Source organism: Comamonas kerstersii, from assembly GCF_002056725.1.
Classification (GTDB): domain Bacteria; phylum Pseudomonadota; class Gammaproteobacteria; order Burkholderiales; family Burkholderiaceae_C; genus Comamonas; species Comamonas kerstersii.
Window position 1 is genome coordinate 1,547,665 of the sequence record NZ_CP020121.1, and the last position, 19,897, is coordinate 1,567,561.

At 61.0% G+C, this 19,897-nt stretch carries 18 protein-coding genes; 8 read left to right on the top strand and 10 right to left on the bottom strand.

What is annotated here, in order from left to right; translation table 11 throughout:
• The first annotated feature begins 14 nt into the window (after positions 1-14).
• The 3 genes from B5M06_RS07225 to B5M06_RS07235 all read left to right on the top strand — a co-directional run bounded on the left by B5M06_RS07225 (position 15) and on the right by B5M06_RS07235 (position 3,331).
• Positions 15-1,100, top strand: coding sequence for an ABC transporter ATP-binding protein (locus B5M06_RS07225; protein ID WP_080025349.1), 1,086 nt, complete (start codon positions 15-17; stop codon positions 1,098-1,100).
• A 21-nt stretch (positions 1,101-1,121) separates the two neighbouring features.
• Positions 1,122-2,015: an ABC transporter permease gene (locus tag B5M06_RS07230; RefSeq protein ID WP_077345463.1), complete on the top strand. Its 894-nt coding sequence runs from the start codon at positions 1,122-1,124 to the stop codon at positions 2,013-2,015.
• Positions 2,016-2,332: 317 nt separating this feature from the next.
• Positions 2,333-3,331, top strand: coding sequence for a TauD/TfdA family dioxygenase (locus B5M06_RS07235; RefSeq protein ID WP_054067170.1), 999 nt, complete (start codon positions 2,333-2,335; stop codon positions 3,329-3,331).
• Positions 3,332-3,576: 245 nt separating this feature from the next.
• Here B5M06_RS07235 and B5M06_RS07240 read toward each other — a convergent pair whose 3' ends face one another.
• Both B5M06_RS07240 and B5M06_RS07245 read right to left on the bottom strand, forming a co-directional pair.
• The gene (locus tag B5M06_RS07240; protein WP_054067171.1) at positions 3,577-5,061 is read right to left on the bottom strand and encodes an FAD-linked oxidase C-terminal domain-containing protein; all 1,485 of its coding nucleotides are present in this window, start codon (positions 5,059-5,061) and stop codon (positions 3,577-3,579) included.
• Between the two features lie 148 nt (positions 5,062-5,209).
• The gene (locus tag B5M06_RS07245; RefSeq protein ID WP_058879977.1) at positions 5,210-5,503 is read right to left on the bottom strand and encodes a polyhydroxyalkanoic acid system family protein; all 294 of its coding nucleotides are present in this window, start codon (positions 5,501-5,503) and stop codon (positions 5,210-5,212) included.
• Between the two features lie 99 nt (positions 5,504-5,602).
• Between B5M06_RS07245 and B5M06_RS07250 the strand changes: the two genes are divergently transcribed.
• The 3 genes from B5M06_RS07250 to B5M06_RS07260 all read left to right on the top strand — a co-directional run bounded on the left by B5M06_RS07250 (position 5,603) and on the right by B5M06_RS07260 (position 7,940).
• Entirely contained in the window at positions 5,603-6,217 is a 615-nt protein-coding gene (locus tag B5M06_RS07250) for a hypothetical protein (protein ID WP_054067172.1), read from the top strand.
• A gap of 89 nt (positions 6,218-6,306) precedes the next feature.
• Positions 6,307-7,575, top strand: coding sequence for a class I SAM-dependent methyltransferase (locus tag B5M06_RS07255; RefSeq protein ID WP_054067188.1), 1,269 nt, complete (start codon positions 6,307-6,309; stop codon positions 7,573-7,575).
• Positions 7,576-7,580: 5 nt separating this feature from the next.
• Positions 7,581-7,940 (top strand): DUF1840 domain-containing protein, encoded by a 360-nt coding sequence (locus B5M06_RS07260; protein ID WP_054067173.1) that lies wholly within the window; start codon positions 7,581-7,583, stop codon positions 7,938-7,940.
• Positions 7,941-8,020: 80 nt separating this feature from the next.
• Here the strand turns inward: B5M06_RS07260 and B5M06_RS07265 are convergent, their stop codons facing one another.
• The 8 genes from B5M06_RS07265 to B5M06_RS07300 all read right to left on the bottom strand — a co-directional run bounded on the left by B5M06_RS07265 (position 8,021) and on the right by B5M06_RS07300 (position 17,748).
• The gene (locus tag B5M06_RS07265; RefSeq protein ID WP_054067174.1) at positions 8,021-9,010 is read right to left on the bottom strand and encodes a tripartite tricarboxylate transporter substrate-binding protein; all 990 of its coding nucleotides are present in this window, start codon (positions 9,008-9,010) and stop codon (positions 8,021-8,023) included.
• Between the two features lie 325 nt (positions 9,011-9,335).
• A complete protein-coding gene (locus B5M06_RS07270; RefSeq protein WP_054067175.1) occupies positions 9,336-10,583 on the bottom strand; it encodes a phenylacetate--CoA ligase family protein in 1,248 nt (415 codons plus the stop codon).
• Between the two features lie 33 nt (positions 10,584-10,616).
• Positions 10,617-11,444, bottom strand: a complete 828-nt coding sequence (locus B5M06_RS07275) for an ABC transporter ATP-binding protein (RefSeq protein ID WP_054067176.1) — start codon at positions 11,442-11,444, stop codon at positions 10,617-10,619.
• A gap of 117 nt (positions 11,445-11,561) precedes the next feature.
• Positions 11,562-12,881: an ABC transporter substrate-binding protein gene (locus B5M06_RS07280; protein ID WP_054067189.1), complete on the bottom strand. Its 1,320-nt coding sequence runs from the start codon at positions 12,879-12,881 to the stop codon at positions 11,562-11,564.
• Positions 12,882-12,967: 86 nt separating this feature from the next.
• The gene (locus B5M06_RS07285; RefSeq protein ID WP_054067177.1) at positions 12,968-14,032 is read right to left on the bottom strand and encodes a branched-chain amino acid ABC transporter permease; all 1,065 of its coding nucleotides are present in this window, start codon (positions 14,030-14,032) and stop codon (positions 12,968-12,970) included.
• Positions 14,033-14,047: 15 nt separating this feature from the next.
• Complete coding sequence (locus B5M06_RS07290) at positions 14,048-14,977, bottom strand: branched-chain amino acid ABC transporter permease (protein WP_054067178.1); 930 nt, start codon at positions 14,975-14,977, stop codon at positions 14,048-14,050.
• Positions 14,978-15,004: 27 nt separating this feature from the next.
• On the bottom strand, positions 15,005-15,790 hold the full coding sequence (locus B5M06_RS07295; RefSeq protein ID WP_054067179.1) for an ABC transporter ATP-binding protein: 786 nt from the start codon (positions 15,788-15,790) through the stop codon (positions 15,005-15,007).
• Between the two features lie 23 nt (positions 15,791-15,813).
• Positions 15,814-17,748 carry an AMP-dependent synthetase/ligase gene (locus B5M06_RS07300; RefSeq protein WP_054067180.1) on the bottom strand — a complete coding sequence of 645 codons (1,935 nt, stop codon included), beginning with the start codon at positions 17,746-17,748 and terminating at the stop codon, positions 15,814-15,816.
• 280 nt (positions 17,749-18,028) lie between these two features.
• On the opposite strand from B5M06_RS07300, the gene B5M06_RS07305 reads away from it, so the two are divergent.
• Both B5M06_RS07305 and B5M06_RS07310 read left to right on the top strand, forming a co-directional pair.
• Positions 18,029-18,772: a Crp/Fnr family transcriptional regulator gene (locus tag B5M06_RS07305; protein WP_205245379.1), complete on the top strand. Its 744-nt coding sequence runs from the start codon at positions 18,029-18,031 to the stop codon at positions 18,770-18,772.
• A gap of 62 nt (positions 18,773-18,834) precedes the next feature.
• The gene (locus B5M06_RS07310; RefSeq protein ID WP_054067182.1) at positions 18,835-19,833 is read left to right on the top strand and encodes a hypothetical protein; all 999 of its coding nucleotides are present in this window, start codon (positions 18,835-18,837) and stop codon (positions 19,831-19,833) included.
• Positions 19,834-19,897 lie beyond the last annotated feature (64 nt).

Below are 19,897 nucleotides of genomic sequence, written 5' to 3' on the forward strand. Positions count from 1 at the left end.
ACAGGAGCAAGGCCATGCAAGCATGGGTGCAAGGATTCAAGCAAGCCAGCCAGCGCTTCTGGCAGCAGCTGGCCGCGGAGCTGGAAGGTGGTGCAGCACTGGCCGCAGGCCCGCAGCGCCGTGACTGGTCAGACGTAGCCGCTGTGGCCGCCAGCGTGCAAGCCCCCGCCGTGGCGCAGGTACAGGATGCACCGCGTGACACCGCTGCAGTGCGATCTGCACAGCCGGTGGTGCATGGCAGCCATCAGCCTGTGCCAGCTGCTGTGGCCCAGCCTTTGCTGCAGATTCAGGACGTGAGCCTGGTCTACCGCACGGCCCAGCAGCAGGTGCAGGCCACGCACCGCGTGCGTCTGGATGTGTACGAGGGCGACCGCTTTGTGCTGCTGGGCGCATCGGGCTGCGGCAAGAGCAGTCTGCTCAAGGCGCTGGGTGGTTTCTTTGCACCGAGCGAGGGCCAGATTCTGCTGGACGGCCAGCGCGTGCAGGGCCCGGGGGCAGATCGTGTGGTGGTGTTTCAGGAGTTTGACCAGCTGCCCCCGTGGAAGACGGTGCGCGAGAACGTCATGTTCCCGCTGCTGGCAGCCGGTGGGCTGAGCCGCGCGGAAGCAGGCGAGCGTGCCGATGCCTTCATCGCCAAGGTGGGCCTGAGCAAGTTTGCCGATGCGCACCCGCACCAGCTCTCCGGCGGCATGAAGCAGCGCGTGGCGATTGCACGCGCTCTGGCCATGCAGCCGCGTGTGCTGCTGATGGACGAACCTTTTGCCGCGCTGGATGCGCTCACGCGCCGCCGCATGCAGGAGGAGCTGCTGGCTCTGTGGGAAGAGCTGCGCTTTACGCTGGTCTTTGTGACCCACTCGATCGAAGAAGCACTGGTGGTGGGCAACCGCATTGCCATCCTCTCGCCCCATCCGGGTCGCGTGCGGGCCGAGGTCAACAGCCACCAGTTTGACCTGAGCAGCCAGGGCAGCGCCGAGTTTCAGTCCACGGCCCAGCGCATTCACCGCCTGCTGTTTGATGAGCCTGCATCACCCGCGCCTGCGCAGGCAGAGTCACAGACGGTGGACTCCCCGCTGTGGGCTGCTACCCCCGTACATCTGTAAATGCGACAAGGACCACCTGCCATGAGCAGTCTTACTTCTTCCAACGCTGCGAGCGTGCAGCCACCCGTGCGGCCTGAGTACGAACGCCAGCTGGAATCTCCCGGTGCGCTGGCTGCAGCACAGCCCTTGTCTGTGCCACAGCGCCTGTGGGCGCAGCCTGTGGTGCGGCGCGTAGCCATTCTGGCGGTGCTGGCCGCGCTGTGGCAGCTGCTGGCCACCTGGCAGGACAACGACTTGCTGCTGCCCACCTTTACCCAGACGCTGCAGGCGCTGTGGGAAGGCGTAGCCAGCGGCGAGCTGCTGGACAAGGCCGCCATCTCACTGCAGGTGCTGGTGCAGGGCTATGTGCTGGGCATTGTGGGCGCACTGGTGCTGACCACGCTGGCTGTTTCGACCCAGCTCGGCCGTGATGTGCTCACCACGCTGACCAGCATGTTCAACCCCCTGCCTGCCATTGCCCTGCTGCCACTGGCGCTGCTGTGGTTTGGGCTGGGGCAGGGCAGCCTGCTGTTTGTGCTGGTGCACTCCGTGCTGTGGCCGCTGTCGCTCAACACCTATGCGGGCTTTCAGGCCGTGCCAGAGACGCTGCGCATGGCCGGGCGCAACTATGGCCTCAAGGGTGTGCGCTATGTGCTGCAGATACTGGTGCCTGCGGCGCTGCCGTCCATTCTCTCGGGCCTGAAAGTGGCATGGGCCTTTGCCTGGCGCACGCTGATTGCGGCCGAGCTGGTGTTTGGCGCATCGTCGGGCAAAGGCGGGCTGGGCTGGTACATCTTCCAGAACCGCAACGAGCTGTATACCGACAAGGTCTTCGCCGGGCTGCTGACCGTGATCGCCATTGGCCTGCTGGTGGAGACACTGGGTTTTCACACGCTGGAGCGCCTGACCGTGCGCAAATGGGGCACGCAGCGTTAAAGCGCGTGGCAAGAGCTAACGCCAGCAAGTCGGTTATTGTGAACCCGTGGTCACCCTGTGCTAGCTGCTGCGCCATACAGTTTTACTGCGCATGCACCGGGATTGCTGGTGGAATGTTGGTGTGTTTGCTTCTGGATATGTGTGCATCCTGCATGCGCAGGAAATCTGCTTGTGGTGCGATTCATCAAGCAGGAAATGCAGGAAGGCCTGTTGCTCAACGCGCGATGGCATGCAGGAATATTGCAGAAGGCACGGAATGCTGCACTGCACTAGGATGACTGCTTTGGGGCGAAGCCCCCTGGTTATCGGACAGCATCGTGAGCACCATTCTTCAATCCCCTCTGACCGGCCCCGCTGCATGGCGCGGCGAAGATCTGGCCGGCGACACCTCCTGGATTCACCACCTCTCTCCCGCAGCCATTGCCGCCATTGATGCCGCACTGGCGCACCTGAAGTCGCAGGGCCTGCACTTCCCCGACTTTACGCAGGCAGACTTCCCGCTGCCCGAGGCCTTCCGTGCCGAGCTGAAACAGCATGCGGATGCGCTGGAAAACGGCGTGGGCTTTGTGCTGCTGCGCGGCCTGCCCATTGAGCGCTACAGCGACGAAGAGATCAACGCCATCTACTACGGTATTGGTCTGCACCTGGGCGAGCCCGTGCGCCAGAACCCCCGTGGTGATCTGCTGGGCCTGGTGATGAACGTGGGCGACAAGACCAAGAAAACCACGCGCGTCTACGAAACCAATAACTATCTGCCCTACCACACCGACCCCTCCGACGTAGTGGGCCTGCTGTGCGTGCGCAAGGCCCGTGAAGGCGGCCTGTCCAGCCTGGTCAGCGTGGGCGCGATCTACAACGAAATCCTGCGCCGCCGCCCCGAGCTGCTGGGCCTGTACTACCGCCAGTGGTACTGCGCCCACCTGTGCGTGGAGGGCGATGCACCGGGCCTGACGCCCATCTTCAGCTACCACCAGGGCAAGCTGACCTGCCGCTATCTGCGCCAGTATTTCGAGCTGGGCCATGAGCAGGCTGGCCTGCCTTTGTCGCCGGTGGAAGTGGAGGCGCTGGACCTGTTTGACGAGGTCATTCATCTGCCCGAGCTGCGTCTGGACATGATGCTTGAGCCCGGCGACATGCAGTTCGCCAACAACTACGCCGTGCTGCACTCACGCAATGGCTTTGAAGACCATGATGACCCCGCCCTGCGCCGCAAGCTGCTGCGCCTGTGGCTCAAGATGCCCAATGCCCGTGAGCTGGCACCGGAGTTTCCGGGGCGCAATGGGTTTCCGGCGCCTGCCGCTGAGGCATTGGCTTAATATTTCTTTTATGCGTTGAATCTGCTGTTTAGGCAGGTTGGATGAGGGCACTCAGCTATGGATAGGTGAGTGCCTTTTTTGTTTTGTGCTTCTTGGTTGGTGGCTTCTGTCATCAAACGCGCCACGGCAGCTGAGCATCAACAAAAAAGTAGCGGTTAGCGCTTGTAGATATTGGATTTCAGATAGTTTTCTATCTGAAACCCTTGTCTATCCAGCGCTAGCCGCTTTGATTTTTGTAGAGCGGTTTAGAAACGTGGCAAATCCGGATGGCTGATCTGCCCCCCACGCACCAGCATCTTGCCGTACTCGGCGCAGCGGTTATGGGTGGGAATGACCTTGCCGGGATTCAGCAGACCCAGCGGGTCAAATGCGGCCTTGAGGGCAAACATCTGGTTGTTTTCTTCCGTGGTGAACTGCGTGCACATGGAGTTGAGCTTTTCTACGCCCACGCCGTGTTCGCCCGTCACTGTGCCACCCATGGCCACGCTGGTTTCCAGAATGTCGGCGCCGAACAGTTCGCAGCGGTGCAGTTCGTCGGGGTCGTTGGCATCAAACAGAATCAAGGGGTGCAGATTGCCGTCACCTGCGTGGAAGACGTTGGCGCAGCGCAGGCCGTATTTTTTTTCCATGTCCTGAATGGCGAGCAGGATGTCGGCCAGGCGCTTGCGCGGGATGGTGGAGTCCATGCACATATAGTCCGGGCTGATGCGGCCGGAGGCTGGGAAGGCGTTCTTGCGGCCACTCCAGAAGCGCATGCGCTCTTCTTCGCTGTTGCTCACGGCAATGGCGGTGGCCCCTGCGGCGCGCAGCACCTCGCTCATGCGGCCAATTTCTTCTTCCACTTCTTCGGGCGTGCCGTCAGATTCGCACAGCAAAATGGCCTCGGCCGTGAGGTCGTAGCCTGCTTTGACAAAGTCTTCCACGGCAGCGGTCATGGGCTTGTCCATCATCTCCAGCCCGGCGGGGATGATGCCTGCGGCAATCACGGCGGCCACGGCGTCGCCTGCTTTGCGCACATCGTCAAAGCTGGCCATGATGCAGCGCGCCAGCTGGGGCTTGGGGATGAGTTTGACGGTGACTTCCGTCGTCACGGCCAGCATGCCTTCGCTGCCGATCAGCGCCGCCAGCAGGTCGTAGCCGGGCACGTCCAGCGCGTCAGCGCCAAATTCCACAGGCTCACCTTCGATGGTGAAGCCTTTGACCTTGAGCACGTTGTGCACCGTCAGCCCATATTTGAGGCAGTGCACGCCGCCGGAGTTTTCAGCCACGTTGCCGCCAATGGTGCAGGCAATCTGGCTGCTGGGGTCCGGTGCGTAGTACAGGCCGTAGGGCGCTGCGGCCTCGCTGATGGCCAGATTGCGCACACCGCACTGCACCACGGCCGTGCGGCTGTACGGATCGACTTTGAGGATCTGGTTGAACTTGGCCAGCGATAGCGTCACGCCCATGGCGTGTGGCATGGCCCCGCCAGACAGGCCCGTGCCCGCACCGCGCGCGACCACGGGCACCTGCAGTGCATGGCAGGCTTTGAGCACGGCCTGCACCTGCTCATAGTTTTCGGGCAGACAGACCACCAGCGGGCGCTGGCGGTAGGCCGTGAGGCCATCGCACTCGTAGGGTGTGGTGTCTTCGGCATGCCACAGCAGGGCGTGTGCTGGCACGTGCCGGGACAGGGCTTGCACCACCTCGGCCTGGCGGGCGGCGCGTTCGGAAAGGCTGGCAGTCGTCATGAGCGCTGACTGTAGAGCAAGCCCTGCCCAAACGCTGTGATTTTTCTTGCAAGCCTGTGTGAAAACCTGACGTGGTTATTTAAAAAATATAGCTGCTAGCGCTTGATGGATGGGTGCTAGAGGCTTTTTTTATTATGAATCTACAGGCTCAGGCTGCCTGCAGCATTTCGTCAAACTGGGCGTTGAGCTTGGCTTCGATCTGGTCCTGGAACATGGCGGCCAGAAAGCCGAGCTGGGCCTGCAGGCGCAGCTGGGTCTCGGTCACGTGCAGCTGGCCTTCAATGCCATTGCCTTCAAAGTGCAGCACGTCCTGCTGGTCCCCCGCTTCATAGCGGCATTGCACGCCAAATTTGTCGCTGGCTTTGCTGGCCCAGGTCTGGGCATGTTGACGCACCACGGGCAGGCCCAGCGCATGCTGGCGTTCAATCAGGATTTGGGACACAGGTCACACCTCAAAGCAGAAGAAAAGGGCCTGCATCATAAAAGCAGCCCGGTGGCTGCATACACTTAGGGCCTGGTTCTTGACACACAGGCATGCGCTATGGATTTTTTGACTTGGATTATTGTGGGCTCCATTGCCGTCTATGTACTGCAGGGTGTGGAGCACCGCCGCCGCGTGCGTCTGCTGGGCTCGCATCTGGCTCCGACCCAGATCGAAAAGCTCATGGGTGGGCTGATTGAAGGCTATATGCGTGCGCTCGATGAAAAAGATCCCGAGCGCCAGAAGCAGGTCTGGGCCATTCTGGACAACAGCGAAAAGACCCTGGCCGATCAGCTGCAGCGCCTGGCAGACTCTTTCGGCAAGGAAAACGCCGAAGACACACGCGTGAGCACCTTGCCGCTGGCGCTGCCGTACTTTGACCGCCTGCTGCCTGCCTACACCTTTGACATGCGTGAAGCGCTGCGCATGCACGCCCATGCCGTGCGTGAAGCCTGCGCACCGGACGATGTAGACATGGCTACACGCAAGCGCATGGCCTACACCATGACAGCCGAGCTGTTGCTGCTGCAGCACACCTGCCACTGGTTCTGCAAGTCGCGCACCATTGCTTCCATGCGCCTGATGGCTCGCCAGAAAACGTCTTATGAGCAGGTGCTCCAGTCTGTTTCGCCCAGCACCCGCACGGCCTATGAGCGTCTGGTAGGCAAGGTCTAAGCGCTGCCCCACAAGAAGCGAAAAAATCTTTCAATATTGGGTGTTCAAGCGTATTGACGTCAGCCAGCGCCGGTTTCAACAATGGGGGCATGAACAACATGCTCACCTCACTGGAAAAGCGTTTGGCGGGGCTGCCTGTCCGTGTAACGGTGGAGTTGCCAAACGGTCAGCACCTGGGCCCCGAACAAGGGGATGTTCGGCTCAGCCTGCGCTCCCAGGCCGCGCTGCTGGCCTTGAGCCAGGGGCAGATCGGCACGCTGGCTTCCGCCGTGGTGGAGGGCTGGGTCGATCTGCAGGGCAGCATGCGCGACATCATGGCTGCAGCCAGTGCACTGCTACACAGTGACCCCGTAGGAAGCACGGCTCCGCGCTGGAGCACCCGGCTGGTGGAGCGCATGCGTTCCATGGCCCTGCACACGCTTGAGCGTGACGCCATGCAGGTGCAGTACCACTATGACCTGTCTGATGCGTTCTACGCGCTCTGGCTGGACCCGCTGCGCGTTTACTCCTGTGCCTATTACCGAGAGCCAGACATGACGCTGGCACAGGCCCAGGAAGCCAAGCTGGACCACATCTGCCGCAAGCTGCGCCTGCAAGCCGGTGAACGGCTGCTGGACATTGGCTGTGGCTGGGGTGGCCTGATCGTCTGGGCGGCGAAGCACTATGGCGTCAAGGCCAAGGGCATTACGCTGTCGCGCAACCAGCACCAGTATGTGCGTGAGCTGATTGCCCGTGAGGGCTTGCAGCAGCAGGTTGAGGTGGCGCTGTGTGACTACCGGGAGCTCAAGGATGCGCCGTTTGACAAGCTGGTGTCCGTGGGCATGTTCGAACATGTGGGGCGTGTGAACCTGCCTGCGTATTTCGAGGCCGTGCGCCGCCTGCTGCAGCCCGGCGGTCTGGCGCTGATTCACGGCATTACCGCTGGGGGCACGCGCAATCGCCAGGTGGGGGCAGGCATGGGGGATTTTATCGGCCGCTACATCTTTCCGGGCGGAGAGCTCATGCATGTGAGCGCAGTGCTCAACGACATGGCCGATGCCGGGCTGGAGATGGTCGATACCGAGAACCTGCGCCCTCACTACGCACGCACGCTCTGGGCCTGGTCGGATGCACTGGAGGCGCAGCTGGATACGGCGCTGCAGGTGCTGTGCGAGACGCTCCACCGTGAACAGGCCGAGCGTTCCCTCAAGGCCTACCGGCTGTATCTGGCTGGCTGCGCCATGGGGTTTGAACATGGCTGGACTGCGCTGCATCAGATGTTGGCCACGCATCCTGATGGGATAATGAGCACCGGAAGTCTGAGGGGGGCACAATCACAGTACCCATTCCACCGCGACTACATGTACACCAAGGGATAACGACCATGGCCTATACCTTTCAATCTCGTGCAACGGCAGACCTGATCATGCTGGCCGCGACCGGCAAGTACATTCTGGAGCTGCTGGGTAAAACGCCTGGTGAGCCCGGCATCGTGACGGTAGAGCAAATCCCTGAAGCGCTGCGCACGCTGGAGCAGGCCGTGCAGGAGGATGACGCACGCCGCAAGCAGCTGCAGACCATGCAGCAAAGCGAAGACAGCAACGATCGCGCCCAGGCAGCGGCGATGTCTGCACAGCTGGGGGCCATCAGCCTGCGTCAGCGCGTGGCACCGCTGGCAGACATGCTGCGCCGCAGCGCTGCTGAGGGCAAGGATGTGACCTGGTCTGTGGCTGCAAGCCGATAGCTATAGGGCCTGCACCAGACAAAAAAACCGCTCCGCCTGATGGCTGGAGCGGTTTTTTTTATGAGGGAGCAGAGCCGTGATCAGTCTGCAAACTGGCCGTTGGCCTTGATGACTTCACCCCAGGTGGCGATTTCCTTGGCAACGAACTTCTTGTGTTCCTCAGGCTCGACGCGCTGGTCGTTCACTACGATAGCGCCCAGGCCTTCCTGCTTCTTGATGAAGTCAGGGTCCTTGACGGCAACTTTCAAGGCCTCATTGATGGTCTTGAGCACCTCGGGTGGTGTGCCCTTGGGTGCGTACAGGCCGTGCCAGATGGTGACGTTGAAGTCCTTCAGACCTTGCGAATCCAGCGTGGGCAGATCCTTCAGGGCGGGCACCTTGAGAGGCTCCAGTGTGGTCACGCCATAGGCCTTGACCTTCTTGGCCTCAATCTGTGACGTGGTGTTGGTGGTCTGGTCGCACATCAGGTCGATGGTGCCGCCCATCAGGTCGGTAATTGCCGGGGCTGCGCCCTTGTAGGGCACGGGCGTCATGGGCACATTCAGTGCGCTCTGGAACATCAGACCGCACAGGTGGCCGGCCGAGCCCAGACCCGAGTGACCCAGGTTGATGTTTTCCTTGTCCTTGTTGATCAGCTCACGCAGTTCGGCAAAGTTGTTCGCTGGCAGGTTGGGGCGGCCAATGACGGTCATGGGCACATCGTTGACGATGCCCAGGAATTCAAAGTCCTTGAGCACGTCGAACGACAGCTTGCGGTAGAGCGTAGGCATGGTGGACATGCCAATGTGGTTCACCAGCAGGGTGTAGCCGTCAGGGTTGGCATTGGCGACCTTGGCGGTACCGATGGAGCTGCCTGCACCACCCAGGTTTTCAATCACGATGGTGGCATTGAGTGGCTTGCGCATGGCTTCAGCCAGGTCGCGTGCGACACGGTCTGTAGGGCCGCCTGCGGCAAAGGGCACGACAAAGGTGATGTTCTTGTTGGGGGCGGGGTAGTTCTGGGCAAAGCTGCCTGTTGCGGTGGCAGAGGCGGCAAGTGCGATGGCTGTGATTGCAAACGTTTTTTTCATGCTGGATCTCCTGAGTATTTATAGGAACTCGTGATGCTAGGCATGGGGGTGTCCTGGGGGATTAGAAGAAACCCGCATGCAACTGGCAAAAAATTCTATGAAGGCTTCAGGCTTGCTCCAGCGCAAAAAATATGGATGGCATGCTTGATGTTTATTGTTTTTATCTGTTGCTAATTATTGCTGTGAGAGGGTTTGTTTGCGGGCTTCTTGGCTTAAGTGCTGCAGGTGCTTGCAGAGGCTCTGTAGCGCGAAAAGCGCTTGCACCCGCACAGGAAGACATGTTCCTTTTGCATGGTGAAAGCGCCTTGTCGCATTGTAAAAATTGTTATTGGTAGCTGCGCTGATCGTCAATCACTTTTCCGTCGTTGGGCAAGCTGCCGGGCAGCACCAGTTCGACCTCCGCGCGCAGCTTGGTCACATCGCGCACAGCGTCGGCAATGCGCAGCGCCAGGCCTTCAGCGGTTTCTAGGGTTTCGACCTGCAAGCTCATGTGGTCGCTGGCCATGGCTCCCGTGACCACAAGCCGCGCTTTGAGCACTTGCGGGAAGCGCTTGATGACTTCGGCCACTTGGCCGGGCTGCACAAACATGCCGCGCACCTTGGTGGTCTGGTCGGCACGCCCCATCCAGCCTTTGATGCGGGTGTTGGTGCGGCCTGTCGGGCAGCTGCCAGGCAGGACGGCGGACAGGTCCCCCGTGCCGAAGCGAATCAGCGGGTACACGGGGTTGAGGGTGGTGATGACCAGCTCTCCAACTTCGCCTGCCGCGACAGGCTCGCCGGTGCCCGGGCGCACGATTTCCACAATCACGTTTTCATCCAGCACCAGACCTTCGCGTGCCCGGGTTTCGTAGGCAATCAGTCCCAGATCCGCCGTGGCATAGCACTGGTAGGTCTCTACACCCTGCTGCTGCAGCCACTCGCGCAGCGAAGGGGGGCAGGCCTCGCCACTGACCAGTGCCTTGCGCAGGCTGGGCAGGGGTGTGCCCAGCGACTGGGCTTTTTCCAGAATCAGTTTCAGAAAGCTGGGCGTGCCGATATAGCCTGCGGGCTGAAGCTCGGCAATGGCCTGCACCTGCTGTTCTGTCTGGCCAGTGCCGCCCGGGAAGACGGTGCAGCCAATGGCGTGTGCGCCGGTTTCCATCATGGAGCCAGCAGGCACAAAGTGGTAGCTGAAACTGTTGTGAACCAGCTCACCGGCGCGAAAGCCCGCAGCATAGATGGCACGCGCCATGCGCCAGTAGTCACGCTGCGTACCTTCTGGCTCGTAAATAGGGCCGGGGCTGGCAAAGACGCGAGGCATCCGGGGGCCAAAGCTGCAGGCGTTAAAGCCGCCAAAGGGGCTGGATGCGCGCTGTGCTTTCTGGCGCTCCAGCAGCTCGTACTTGCGTGTGACAGGCAATTGCGCCAGTGCTTCACGGCTGCGGATGCTGGATGCATCCACGCCCTGCAGAATCTGTGCAAAAGCGCTGGAGCTGTGCTGGGCATGGGCAATTTGTGCAGGCAGCGCAGCCATGAGTGCCGCTTCACGTGCTTCGGGGCTGCGCAGTTCCAGATCGTCGTAATACTCAGACATTGGGTCCTTCCAGGTTCCGGGGGGCCAAAGCGCTCAGGCCAGCCAGCGCTTGCGGCGTTTGTAGCTCTTGACGTCGCGGAAGCTCTTGCGTTCGCTGCCGCCAACGCCCAGATAGAACTCCTTGACGTCTTCGTTGCTGGAGAGGTCTTTGGCCGTTCCATCCATCACGATGCGGCCACTTTCCATGATGTAGCCGTAGTCGGCGTATTTGAGCGCCATGTTGGTGTTCTGCTCAGCGAGCATAAAGGTCGTGCCTTCCTTGGTGTTCAGGTCTTTGACGATGTTGAACACCTCTTCCACGATCTGAGGTGCCAGACCCATGGAAGGCTCATCCAGCAGCACGACGCTGGGGTTGCTCATGATGGCGCGGCCAATCGCGCACATTTGCTGTTCACCACCCGATGTATAGGCCGCCTGCGAGCTGCGGCGGGTCTTCAGGCGTGGGAAATAGGTGTAGACCTTGTCCAGGTTGGCGGCGATTTCGCCCTTGTTCGTGCGGGTGTAGCTGCCAGTCAGCAGGTTTTCTTCAATGGTCAGGTGGGCAAAGCAGTGGCGTCCCTCCATAACCTGCACCACGCCGCGTTTGACCAGGTCTGCGGGAGAAAGGTTGTGAATGGCTTCACCGCGCAGCTCAATGCTGCCCTTGGTGACCTCACCGCGCTCCCCCTTGAGCAGGTTGGAGATCGCGCGCAAGGTGGTGGTCTTCCCTGCGCCGTTGCCACCCAGCAGGGCCACAATGCCTTTTTCTGGCACCTGCAAGGAAACGCCCTTGAGCACCAGAATCACGTGGTTGTAGATAACCTCAATACCGTTGACAAACAGAATGGGTTGCGGGTGCGCAGAAGTTGGAAGTGCACTCATGACTGCCTCGATAGTTATGCCGGGGCAGGGGACTGCCCCGGTCTGGGATCCAACACAGTGGCCAGACCGCTGCTGTGGAGGCTGCGCCATCACGCATGGGGCAGCCTCCATGCGCGATCACTGCACCTTGCTGCAATCACGTCGGGCAACCTTTTTTTCGGTTGCGTACTTGTCCGCGTACTCCTTGACCAGTTCGCCCACGATGGCCTGGTCGGCCTGGTACCAGTCAGAGACGACGTTGAACTTGCTGCCATCCCACTGGGCAATACGCTGCCAGTCTTCGCCCAGGTGGTTGTCGCAGCTGGTCTGGATGGGGCGTACGATGTCCTTGAAGCCCAGCTCGGCCAGACGCTCCTCGGTCAGGTTCAGGTTTTCCAGGCCCCAACGTACCTGCTCAGGTGTTACAGGCTTGCCCTTGCCAAATTTTTCCTGGGCCGTGCGAATGGCCTCCGTCTGCAGCATCGCAATCACCATGCCGCGGGTGTGTGCCAGCTGCCCCAGAATGCCTGCATTGGCGGAGCTGCCCTGGCCCTTGTCGTAGATCTCTTTCTTGATCTCGTCATGCACGGCACCGCGTGCAGCCGTGTTATGGATGGTCACGGTGTTGTAGCCCTTGGCGCCTTGACCGATCTCCTTCACATCATGGTCAGAACCACCCCACCACACGGCATAGATCTTGTCGCGTGGGTAGCCGGTGGACTGGGCTTCACGCACGGCGGTAGGCGTCATCACGCCAGCACTCCACAGCAGCACATAGTCGGGGCGCTGCTGGCGTACCTGCAGCCAGGTGGACTTCTGCTCCACGCCAGGGGCGGTCACAGGCAGCAGCATCAGCTCAAAGCCTTCCTTGGCCGCACGCTTTTGCAGCAGTGGAATGGGCTCCTTGCCGTAGGGGGAGTCGTGGTAGACCAAGGCAATCTTCTTGCCTTTGAGTGAGCCTTTTTCCTTTTTCAGGATGTCCTGGATGATGGCATCCGCTGCGGTCCAGTAGGTGCCCAGCAGTGGGAAGTTCCACTCGAACACCGAGCCATCTACCGCTTGCGACAAACCATAGCCGGGGGTGATGACTGGCATCTTGTCGTTAGGCGCACGGTCTGTGACGGCAAAGGTGATGCCGGTGGACTGGGTGTCAAAGCCAGGAGCGCCGCCGTTGGCCGCCTTCATGCGCTCGTAGCATTCCACGCCACGTGCGGTGTCATACGCGGTTTCGCACTCTTCGTACTTGAGCTTGACGCCATTGATGCCGCCCTTGGCATTGACCAGCTTGAAGTAGTCCAGCTTGCCATCTGCCCATGGCACTCCCAAAGGAGCAAACTGCCCTGTGCGGTAGACCATGACGGGCATGTACTGCTCCTGGGCCATGGCGCTGGTGGCCATCAGGCCCTGGGCACCTAAGATCGCCGCTGCAGCGGCCACGACGCGGTGTTTCCATTGCATGCTTGTCTCCTTTGTTTTCCGGTTTTTTGCAGTCATGAAAAGCCACCTCTTCGGGTGGAGGGTTAGCCCCTTGCGGGGGATCTTGCTCAATGCGGGAACGGCCAGATACGCAGCTTCTGGCGCGCGGTGCCCCACAGGCGTGCCAGACCGTGTGGCTCCACAATCAGGAAGAACACGATGAGGCCGCCAAAAATCATGTGCTCCAGATAGGTGGCGGCAGCTGTGGACAGGGGCAGTCCCAGCCAGTGCGGGATGTGTGTCAGTGCCAGGGGCAGCAGCACGAAGAAGCCTGCGCCAAAGATGCCGCCAGCGATGGAGCCCAGGCCGCCGATGATGATCATGAACAGCAGCTTGAAGGACATGTCCAGACTGAATGCGGCAGGCTCCCAGGAGCCCAGGTGCACAAAGCCCCACAGTGCACCGGCGACACCGACGATGAAGGAGCTGACGGCAAAGGCGCTGAGCTTGGCGTAGATGGGGCGGATGCCGATCACGGCAGCGGCTACGTCCATGTCGCGCATGGCCATCCACTCACGGCCGATGGCACCTCGCACCAGGTTCTTGGCCAGCAGGCCCAGCACGCACAGGAAGATCAGGCACAGCAGGTATTTGTCCATGGGGGTGTTGATGTGCCAGCCCAGGATGCTGAGCTTGCCTGCACTGACCGAGCCTGAAGAGGAGTGGTTGGTCACCCATGCAGCGCGGCTGGCCAGCCAGTCCATGAAGAACTGGGCGGCCAGAGTGGCCACCGCCAGATACAGGCCGCGAATGCGCAGGCTGGGAATGCCGAACAGCACACCAAAGAACATGGCGACGACACCGCCCAGGATGAGGGAGAGAATGAGCGGAAAGTCGTCAATGCGGGCCTGCAGGTTGTAGGCGGCATAGGCGCCCACGGCCATGAAGGCACCCGTGCCCAGCGAGATCTGGCCGCAGTAGCCCACCAGCACGTTCAGCCCAATGGCGGCCAGCGACAGGATCACAAAGGGGATCAGAATCGCCTGGTACACATAGTCAGAGGCCAGCATGGGGACCAGCACAAAGGCGGCCGCAATGATCAGAAGAATGCCGATGCGATCCTGCCGGATGGGAAACAGCTGCTGGTCTTCGCGATAGCTGCTTTTGAACTGTCCATTTTCACGATAAAGCATTGCAGACCTCTCCTGTCAAACGCGGTCAATGATCTTGTCGCCAAACAGTCCCTGGGGACGGATGAGCAGAAAGCCCAGCGCCAGCACGTAGGCGAACCAGTTTTCAATGCCGCCTCCCAGATAGGGGCCGAGGTAGATTTCGGACAGTTTTTCTCCCAGTCCGATGATGAGGCCGCCGATGATGGCGCCGGGCACCGAGGTCAGGCCTCCCAGAATCACCACAGGCAGGGCCTTGAGCGCCACCAGCGACAGCGAGAACTGCACGCCGGACTTGGAGCCCCAGATGATGCCGGTGACGAGGGCTACGCCGCCTGCGACAGACCACACGATGACCCAGATGCGCGACAGTGGAATGCCGACAGACTGTGCTGCCTGGTGGTCATCCGCCACAGCGCGCAGGGCGCGGCCTGTGCGTGTTTTCTGGAAGAAGATGGACAGACAGATCACCAGCGCTGCGGCAATCAGTGCGGCATACAGATCTTCCTTGCTGACCAGAATGCCGCCCTCGAACACATGGTCGAGCACAAAGACGGGATCCTTGGGCATGCCCACATCAATGCCGTAGACGCCGCTGCCAAAGAACAGTGGGCCCAGACCGTCTAGGAAGTAGGCAATGCCCAGCGTGGCCATCAGCAAGGTGATGGGCTCCTGGTTGACCAGGCGGCGCAGGGCCAGGCGTTCAATCAGCCAGGCAATCACAATCATGGCACCCAGCGATATGGCTGCAGCAGCGGCCAGCGTCCACCAGGCGGACTCCACACCCAGCCACTGCGGAATCCATTCCGCAAAGCGCGCCATGGCCAGGGCTGCAAACAGCACCATGGCGCCCTGCGCAAAGTTGAAAACGCCAGAGGCCTTGAAGATCAGCACAAAGCCCAGCGCTACCAGCGCATAGAGCATGCCGGTCATCAGGCCGCCAATCATGGTTTCGAGAAAGAATGCCATTGCGTGTCTCCCGTGATCGCGATGGTGTCAGTGGCTGGAGCCCAGATAGGCTCGGATCACGTCTTCGTTGTTGCGGACTTCGTCGGGGGCGCCGTCACCGATCTTCTTGCCGTAGTCAAGCACCACGACACGGTCGGAGATGTCCATCACCACGCCCATGTCGTGCTCGATCAGGACGATGGTGGTGCCGAACTCGTCATTGACGTCGAGGATGAAGCGGCACATGTCCTGCTTTTCTTCCACGTTCATGCCGGCCATGGGTTCATCGAGCAGCAGCACCTTGGGCTCCATGGCCAGTGCGCGGCCCAGGTCCACGCGCTTTTGCAGGCCATAGGGCAGCTGGCCTACGGGCGTCTTGCGATAGGCCTGAATTTCGAGGAAGTCGATGATGTGCTCCACAAACTCGCGGTGGGCAATTTCTTCCTTGAGCGCCGGGCCAATGCGCAGCGCCTGCATCAGCAGATTGCTTTTGATCTTGAGGTTGCGCCCGGACATGATGTTGTCAATCACGCTCATGCCCTTGAACAGCGCCAGGTTTTGAAAGGTGCGTGCAATGCCCATTTCCGCGACCTGGCGGCTGTTCATGTTGGAGAAGGTCTGGCCGCGGAAGGTGATCTTGCCTTCGCTGGGCGTATAGACCCCGTTGATGCAGTTGAGCATGGAGCTTTTGCCTGCGCCGTTGGGGCCGATGATGGAGCGGATCTCGTGCTCGCGGACATTGAAGGAAATGTCCGTGAGTGCCTTCACGCCACCAAAGCGCAGGCTGATGTTCTGGATGTCCAAAATGACATCGCCAATGTTCTTGTCTGTCATGGCTGCGGATCTCTTGGCTAGGTTCAGGCTGCGGCGCGAGAGGCCGGGTAGGTCTTGGCCTCCAGGATCTGGAGCGTGGCGCTGACGCTGCCGGTGCGCCCGTCCTCAAACTTCACCTGGGTCTCGATGAACTGCTCGGTCTTGCCGGTGTACAGCGCATCAATCAGCACGGCGTACTTTTCGGCAATGAAGTTGCGGCGTACCTTGCGGGTGCGGGTCAGCTCGTCGTCATCGGGGTCCAGCTCCTTGTGCAGCACGAGGAAGCGCGCGACCTGGGTGTCGGCCATGCCTGCTTCCGTGGCCAGGTCGGCATTGACCTGTGCAATGCAGTTGCTGATGAGCTCCAGCACCTGAGGCTTGGATGCCAGGTCCACATAGCCGCCGTAAGGAATGCCCTGGCGCTCGGCCCAGTTGCCCACGGCTTCGTAGTCGATGTTGATAAAGGCGCAGACCTGGTCACGCTGGTGGCCAAAGCACACGGCTTCCTTGATCTGGGGGAAGAACTTGAGCTTGTTCTCGATGTAGTTAGGCGCAAACATGGCGCCGGTGTTCATCTTGCCCACGTCCTTGGCGCGGTCGATGATGCGCAGGTGGCCGTCTTCGTCGATCACGCCAGCATCGCCCGTGTGGAAGTAGCCCTGCTCGTCGATGACTTCGGCCGTGGCGTCCGGGCGCTTGTAGTACTCCTTGAGCACGGACACACCCTTGACCAGCACCTCGCCGTTGTCGGCAATCTTCAGTTCAATACCCGGTGCGGCCTGGCCGACGGTGTTGAGCTTGACCTGGCCGTTTTGCTGAATGCAGACGTAGGCGCAGGTTTCGGTCTGGCCATAGAGCTGTTTGAGGTTGATGCCGATGGAGCGGAAGAACTTGAACAGGTCCGGACCGATCGCAGCACCAGCCGTATAGGCCACGCGGATGCGCGACAGGCCCATGACATTGCGCAGCGGCCCGTAGATCAGCAGGTCGCCCAGGCGGTATTTGAAGCGGTCCCAGGCTCCTACGGGCTTGCCATCCAGAATGTCCGCGCCGACGCGCTTGGCCAGCTCCATGCAGCGGTTGTAGAGCCACTGCTTGGGCTTTGCGGCATCTTCCATGCGGATGGACACGGAGGTCAGCATGCCTTCAAACACACGCGGGGGCGCAAAGTAGTAGGTCGGGCCGATTTCGCGCAGGTCGATGCTGACGGTGTTGGCCGACTCGGGGCAGTTGATGGTAAAGCCCGCCACCATCCATTGCGCCAGAGAGAACAGGTGGTCCCCCACCCAGGCGGGCGGCAGGTAGGAGATGACATTGTCCGCAGAGGTGAGGCCATCGACTTGCACGCCGCCCTGTGCGGATCCGATGAAGCTGGCATGGGTCTGGCACACGCCCTTGGGCTTGCCGGTGGTGCCCGAGGTGTAGAGGATGATGGAGACATCATCAGGGCGCACGGACTGCGCCATGGAGTCCCAGACGCCAGGGTGCTCCTTGTCCCAAATCGCGCCCATCTGCTTGAGCTGCTCGGTGCTGATCAGGCCGGGCTCGGCGTATTTGCGCAGCCCGCGTGGGTCGTCGTAGATGATGTGCTGAATGCCGGGCACGATTTCACGCACTTCCAGCAGCTTGTCGACCTGCTCCTGGTTTTCGGCAAAGGCAAAGGCAATCTCTGCGTCCTGGATGACGAAGCACATCTCCTGGGCCACGGCATCCTGATACAGCGGGATCGGGACGGCGCCAATGCTCTGCACGGCCAGAAAGCCCATGTAGACGTGGGGACGGTTGTCGCTGATGAAGGCCAGGTTCTGCCCCTTGGCCAGTCCCAGTGCAGCCAGACCGCAGGCCATGTGGCGCACGTCACGGGCGACGTCAGCCCATGTCCATGTCTGCCAAATGCCGTACTCCTTTTCGCGCAGGGCTACAGCATCGGGCCTTTGGGCAGCATGCTGCAGCAACAGGTGCGGGAATGTTGTCGCCATCACAGATCCTCAAAGTTTCATGCAAGCACGGGTCACAGGCCTGCCGCACACACGGCACAACCCACAGATTGAAGTTCATGGTAGGTGGCGGTTTGACGCTTTCTTGTCTTTGCAACGACTTTCTCGGGAAAGACCTGATCGGGTTTTTCCGTGGAAATCGCAGCAAGATGTCGTTTTTTGCTGCGATTTGATTTCAGTCAGAGCGCCATGCATGACGGCGTGTGCTGCGTTGTCGCAAACCCCATTGCTCAGGGGCGGGCTTGTGCGCATGCTTGGGGTTATGAGTTCCAGCACTTCCCTGTATCAACGTCGTCGTCTGGCCACCGCTGAAGAGATTGCAGCCATCCCCTGGCTGCATTCGCTGCTGCCGGCGGAGCGGGAACGTGCGATTGCGGCCCTGCAGGTCACGGAAGCCTGCGCGGGCGAGTACGTCTGTCACGCGGGCAAAAGCGTGAAGTACTGGTGGGGCCTGATTGATGGCCTGCTCAAGATGAGTGCCGACAACAGCGACGGCCTGACCATGACGTTTGCTGGCGTGCCGCCCGGTGGCTGGTTTGGGGAGGGCACCTGCCTCAAGCGCGAGCCGTATCGCTACAACATCCAGGCGCTGCGCAAGAGCGTGCTGGCGGGTATTTCGCTGGAGACCTTTCAGTGGCTGCTGGACAACTCGCTGGCCTTTAACCGCTTCATCATGAACCAGCTCAACGAGCGGCTGGCCCAGTTCATTGCAGCGCGGGAGATTGACCGTATCAGCAACCCCGATGTGCGTGTGGCGCGCAGCCTGGCCGCCTTGTTCAACCCCGTGCTGTATCCGGCCGTGGGCTCGGTGCTGCGCATCACCCAGCAGGAACTGGCGTATCTTGTGGGGCTGTCACGCCAGCGCGTGAATGAGGCACTGGCTACGCTGGAGGCCCATGGTGCGCTGAAGGTGGAGTACGGCGGCCTGCGTGTGCTGGATCTGCAGGCCCTGCGCGAAGGGCTGTTCACCTCCATCAAACGTGCCCCTGCTGCCTCTGTGGCATAGGCCACTGCCGCACAGGGCTACAGCATGGGCAAGACAATGGAGGTCTAACTCAGTAAGCCGACATGTCTTCCTCAGACCGCAAACCATTCCGTGGCTCCTCTTCGGAGGGAGCCCCCCGCACAGACCGCACCGGTGGTCCCCGTCGTGACCGCAACGAGGGAGGCTTCGGCCGCTCAGAGCGCCCACGCTTCCAGCAAGAAGATCGTCGCAGTGCGGGCGGCGATCGCCCCCGTTTCAGCAATGACCGCAGCGGTCCTCGCCGTGACCGTGACGAGGGCGGCTTTGGCCGCTCGGAGCGTCCCCGCTTCAATGAAGACCGTGGCCCACGCCGTGAAGGCGGTGAGCGTCCGCATTTCAACAAGGAACGCAGCTTTGGCGACCGTCCCCGCCGCGAAGAAGGTGGCTTTGGACAGTCCGAGCGCCCACGCTTTGACAAGCCACGCCGCGATGGCGACCGCCCACGTTTTGAACGTGACGACCGCGCACCTCGCGGTGATCGCAAGTTCGGTGACCGTCCTCGTCGCGAAGAAGGCGGCTTTGGCCAGTCTGAGCGCCCTCGTTTCAACAAGGAACGCAGCGCAGGCGACCGCCCCCGCTTTGAGCGTGACGATCGCGCACCACGCGGTGAGCGCAAGTTCGGTGACCGTCCTCGCCGCGAAGAAGGCGGCTTTGGCCAGTCTGAGCGCCCTCGTTTCAACAAGGAACGCAGCGCAGGCGATCGCCCCCGCTTTGAACGTGACGACCGCGCACCACGTGGTGAGCGCAAGTTCGGCGACCGTCCCCGCCGCGAAGAAGGCAGCTTTGGCCAGTCCGAGCGTCCACGCTTTGACAAGCCGCGCCGCGATGGCGATCGTCCCGCACGTAAATCCGGCTTTGGCAAAGGCCCCCGCCAGGACGGCCAGCGTGAGCAGCAGTTTGAGCGCTCCTTCGAGGTCCGCGAGGGCGAGACACGCCGCGCCTTCAGCGGCATTCGTGCCTACCATGCACCTGCTGCACTGAAGGGCAAGGCTGCACCTGTGAAGATCATTCGCCCGGAAGACAAGTTCGGCGACAAGAAATAAAAAAGAGAGCTGCCAGCGCTGAATTTATAAGCAATTCAGCATGAAAGTTATCTGAAAACAAGCA

Bases quoted from the DNA above. Each gene is read 5' to 3' on its own strand.
- B5M06_RS07225 (WP_080025349.1), top strand. From the start codon at position 15: ATGCAAGCATGGGTGCAAGGATTCAAGCAAGCCAGCCAGCGCTTCTGG.
- B5M06_RS07230 (WP_077345463.1), top strand. From the start codon at position 1,122: ATGAGCAGTCTTACTTCTTCCAACGCTGCGAGCGTGCAGCCACCCGTG.
- B5M06_RS07240 (WP_054067171.1), bottom strand. From the start codon at position 5,061: ATGACGACTGCCAGCCTTTCCGAACGCGCCGCCCGCCAGGCCGAGGTG.
- B5M06_RS07250 (WP_054067172.1), top strand. From the start codon at position 5,603: ATGGATTTTTTGACTTGGATTATTGTGGGCTCCATTGCCGTCTATGTA.
- B5M06_RS07255 (WP_054067188.1), top strand. From the start codon at position 6,307: ATGAACAACATGCTCACCTCACTGGAAAAGCGTTTGGCGGGGCTGCCT.
- B5M06_RS07260 (WP_054067173.1), top strand. From the start codon at position 7,581: ATGGCCTATACCTTTCAATCTCGTGCAACGGCAGACCTGATCATGCTG.
- B5M06_RS07265 (WP_054067174.1), bottom strand. From the start codon at position 9,010: ATGAAAAAAACGTTTGCAATCACAGCCATCGCACTTGCCGCCTCTGCC.
- B5M06_RS07270 (WP_054067175.1), bottom strand. From the start codon at position 10,583: ATGTCTGAGTATTACGACGATCTGGAACTGCGCAGCCCCGAAGCACGT.
- B5M06_RS07275 (WP_054067176.1), bottom strand. From the start codon at position 11,444: ATGAGTGCACTTCCAACTTCTGCGCACCCGCAACCCATTCTGTTTGTC.
- B5M06_RS07280 (WP_054067189.1), bottom strand. From the start codon at position 12,881: ATGCAATGGAAACACCGCGTCGTGGCCGCTGCAGCGGCGATCTTAGGT.
- B5M06_RS07285 (WP_054067177.1), bottom strand. From the start codon at position 14,032: ATGCTTTATCGTGAAAATGGACAGTTCAAAAGCAGCTATCGCGAAGAC.
- B5M06_RS07290 (WP_054067178.1), bottom strand. From the start codon at position 14,977: ATGGCATTCTTTCTCGAAACCATGATTGGCGGCCTGATGACCGGCATG.
- B5M06_RS07295 (WP_054067179.1), bottom strand. From the start codon at position 15,790: ATGACAGACAAGAACATTGGCGATGTCATTTTGGACATCCAGAACATC.
- B5M06_RS07300 (WP_054067180.1), bottom strand. From the start codon at position 17,748: ATGGCGACAACATTCCCGCACCTGTTGCTGCAGCATGCTGCCCAAAGG.
- B5M06_RS07305 (WP_205245379.1), top strand. From the start codon at position 18,029: ATGAGTTCCAGCACTTCCCTGTATCAACGTCGTCGTCTGGCCACCGCT.
- B5M06_RS07310 (WP_054067182.1), top strand. From the start codon at position 18,835: ATGTCTTCCTCAGACCGCAAACCATTCCGTGGCTCCTCTTCGGAGGGA.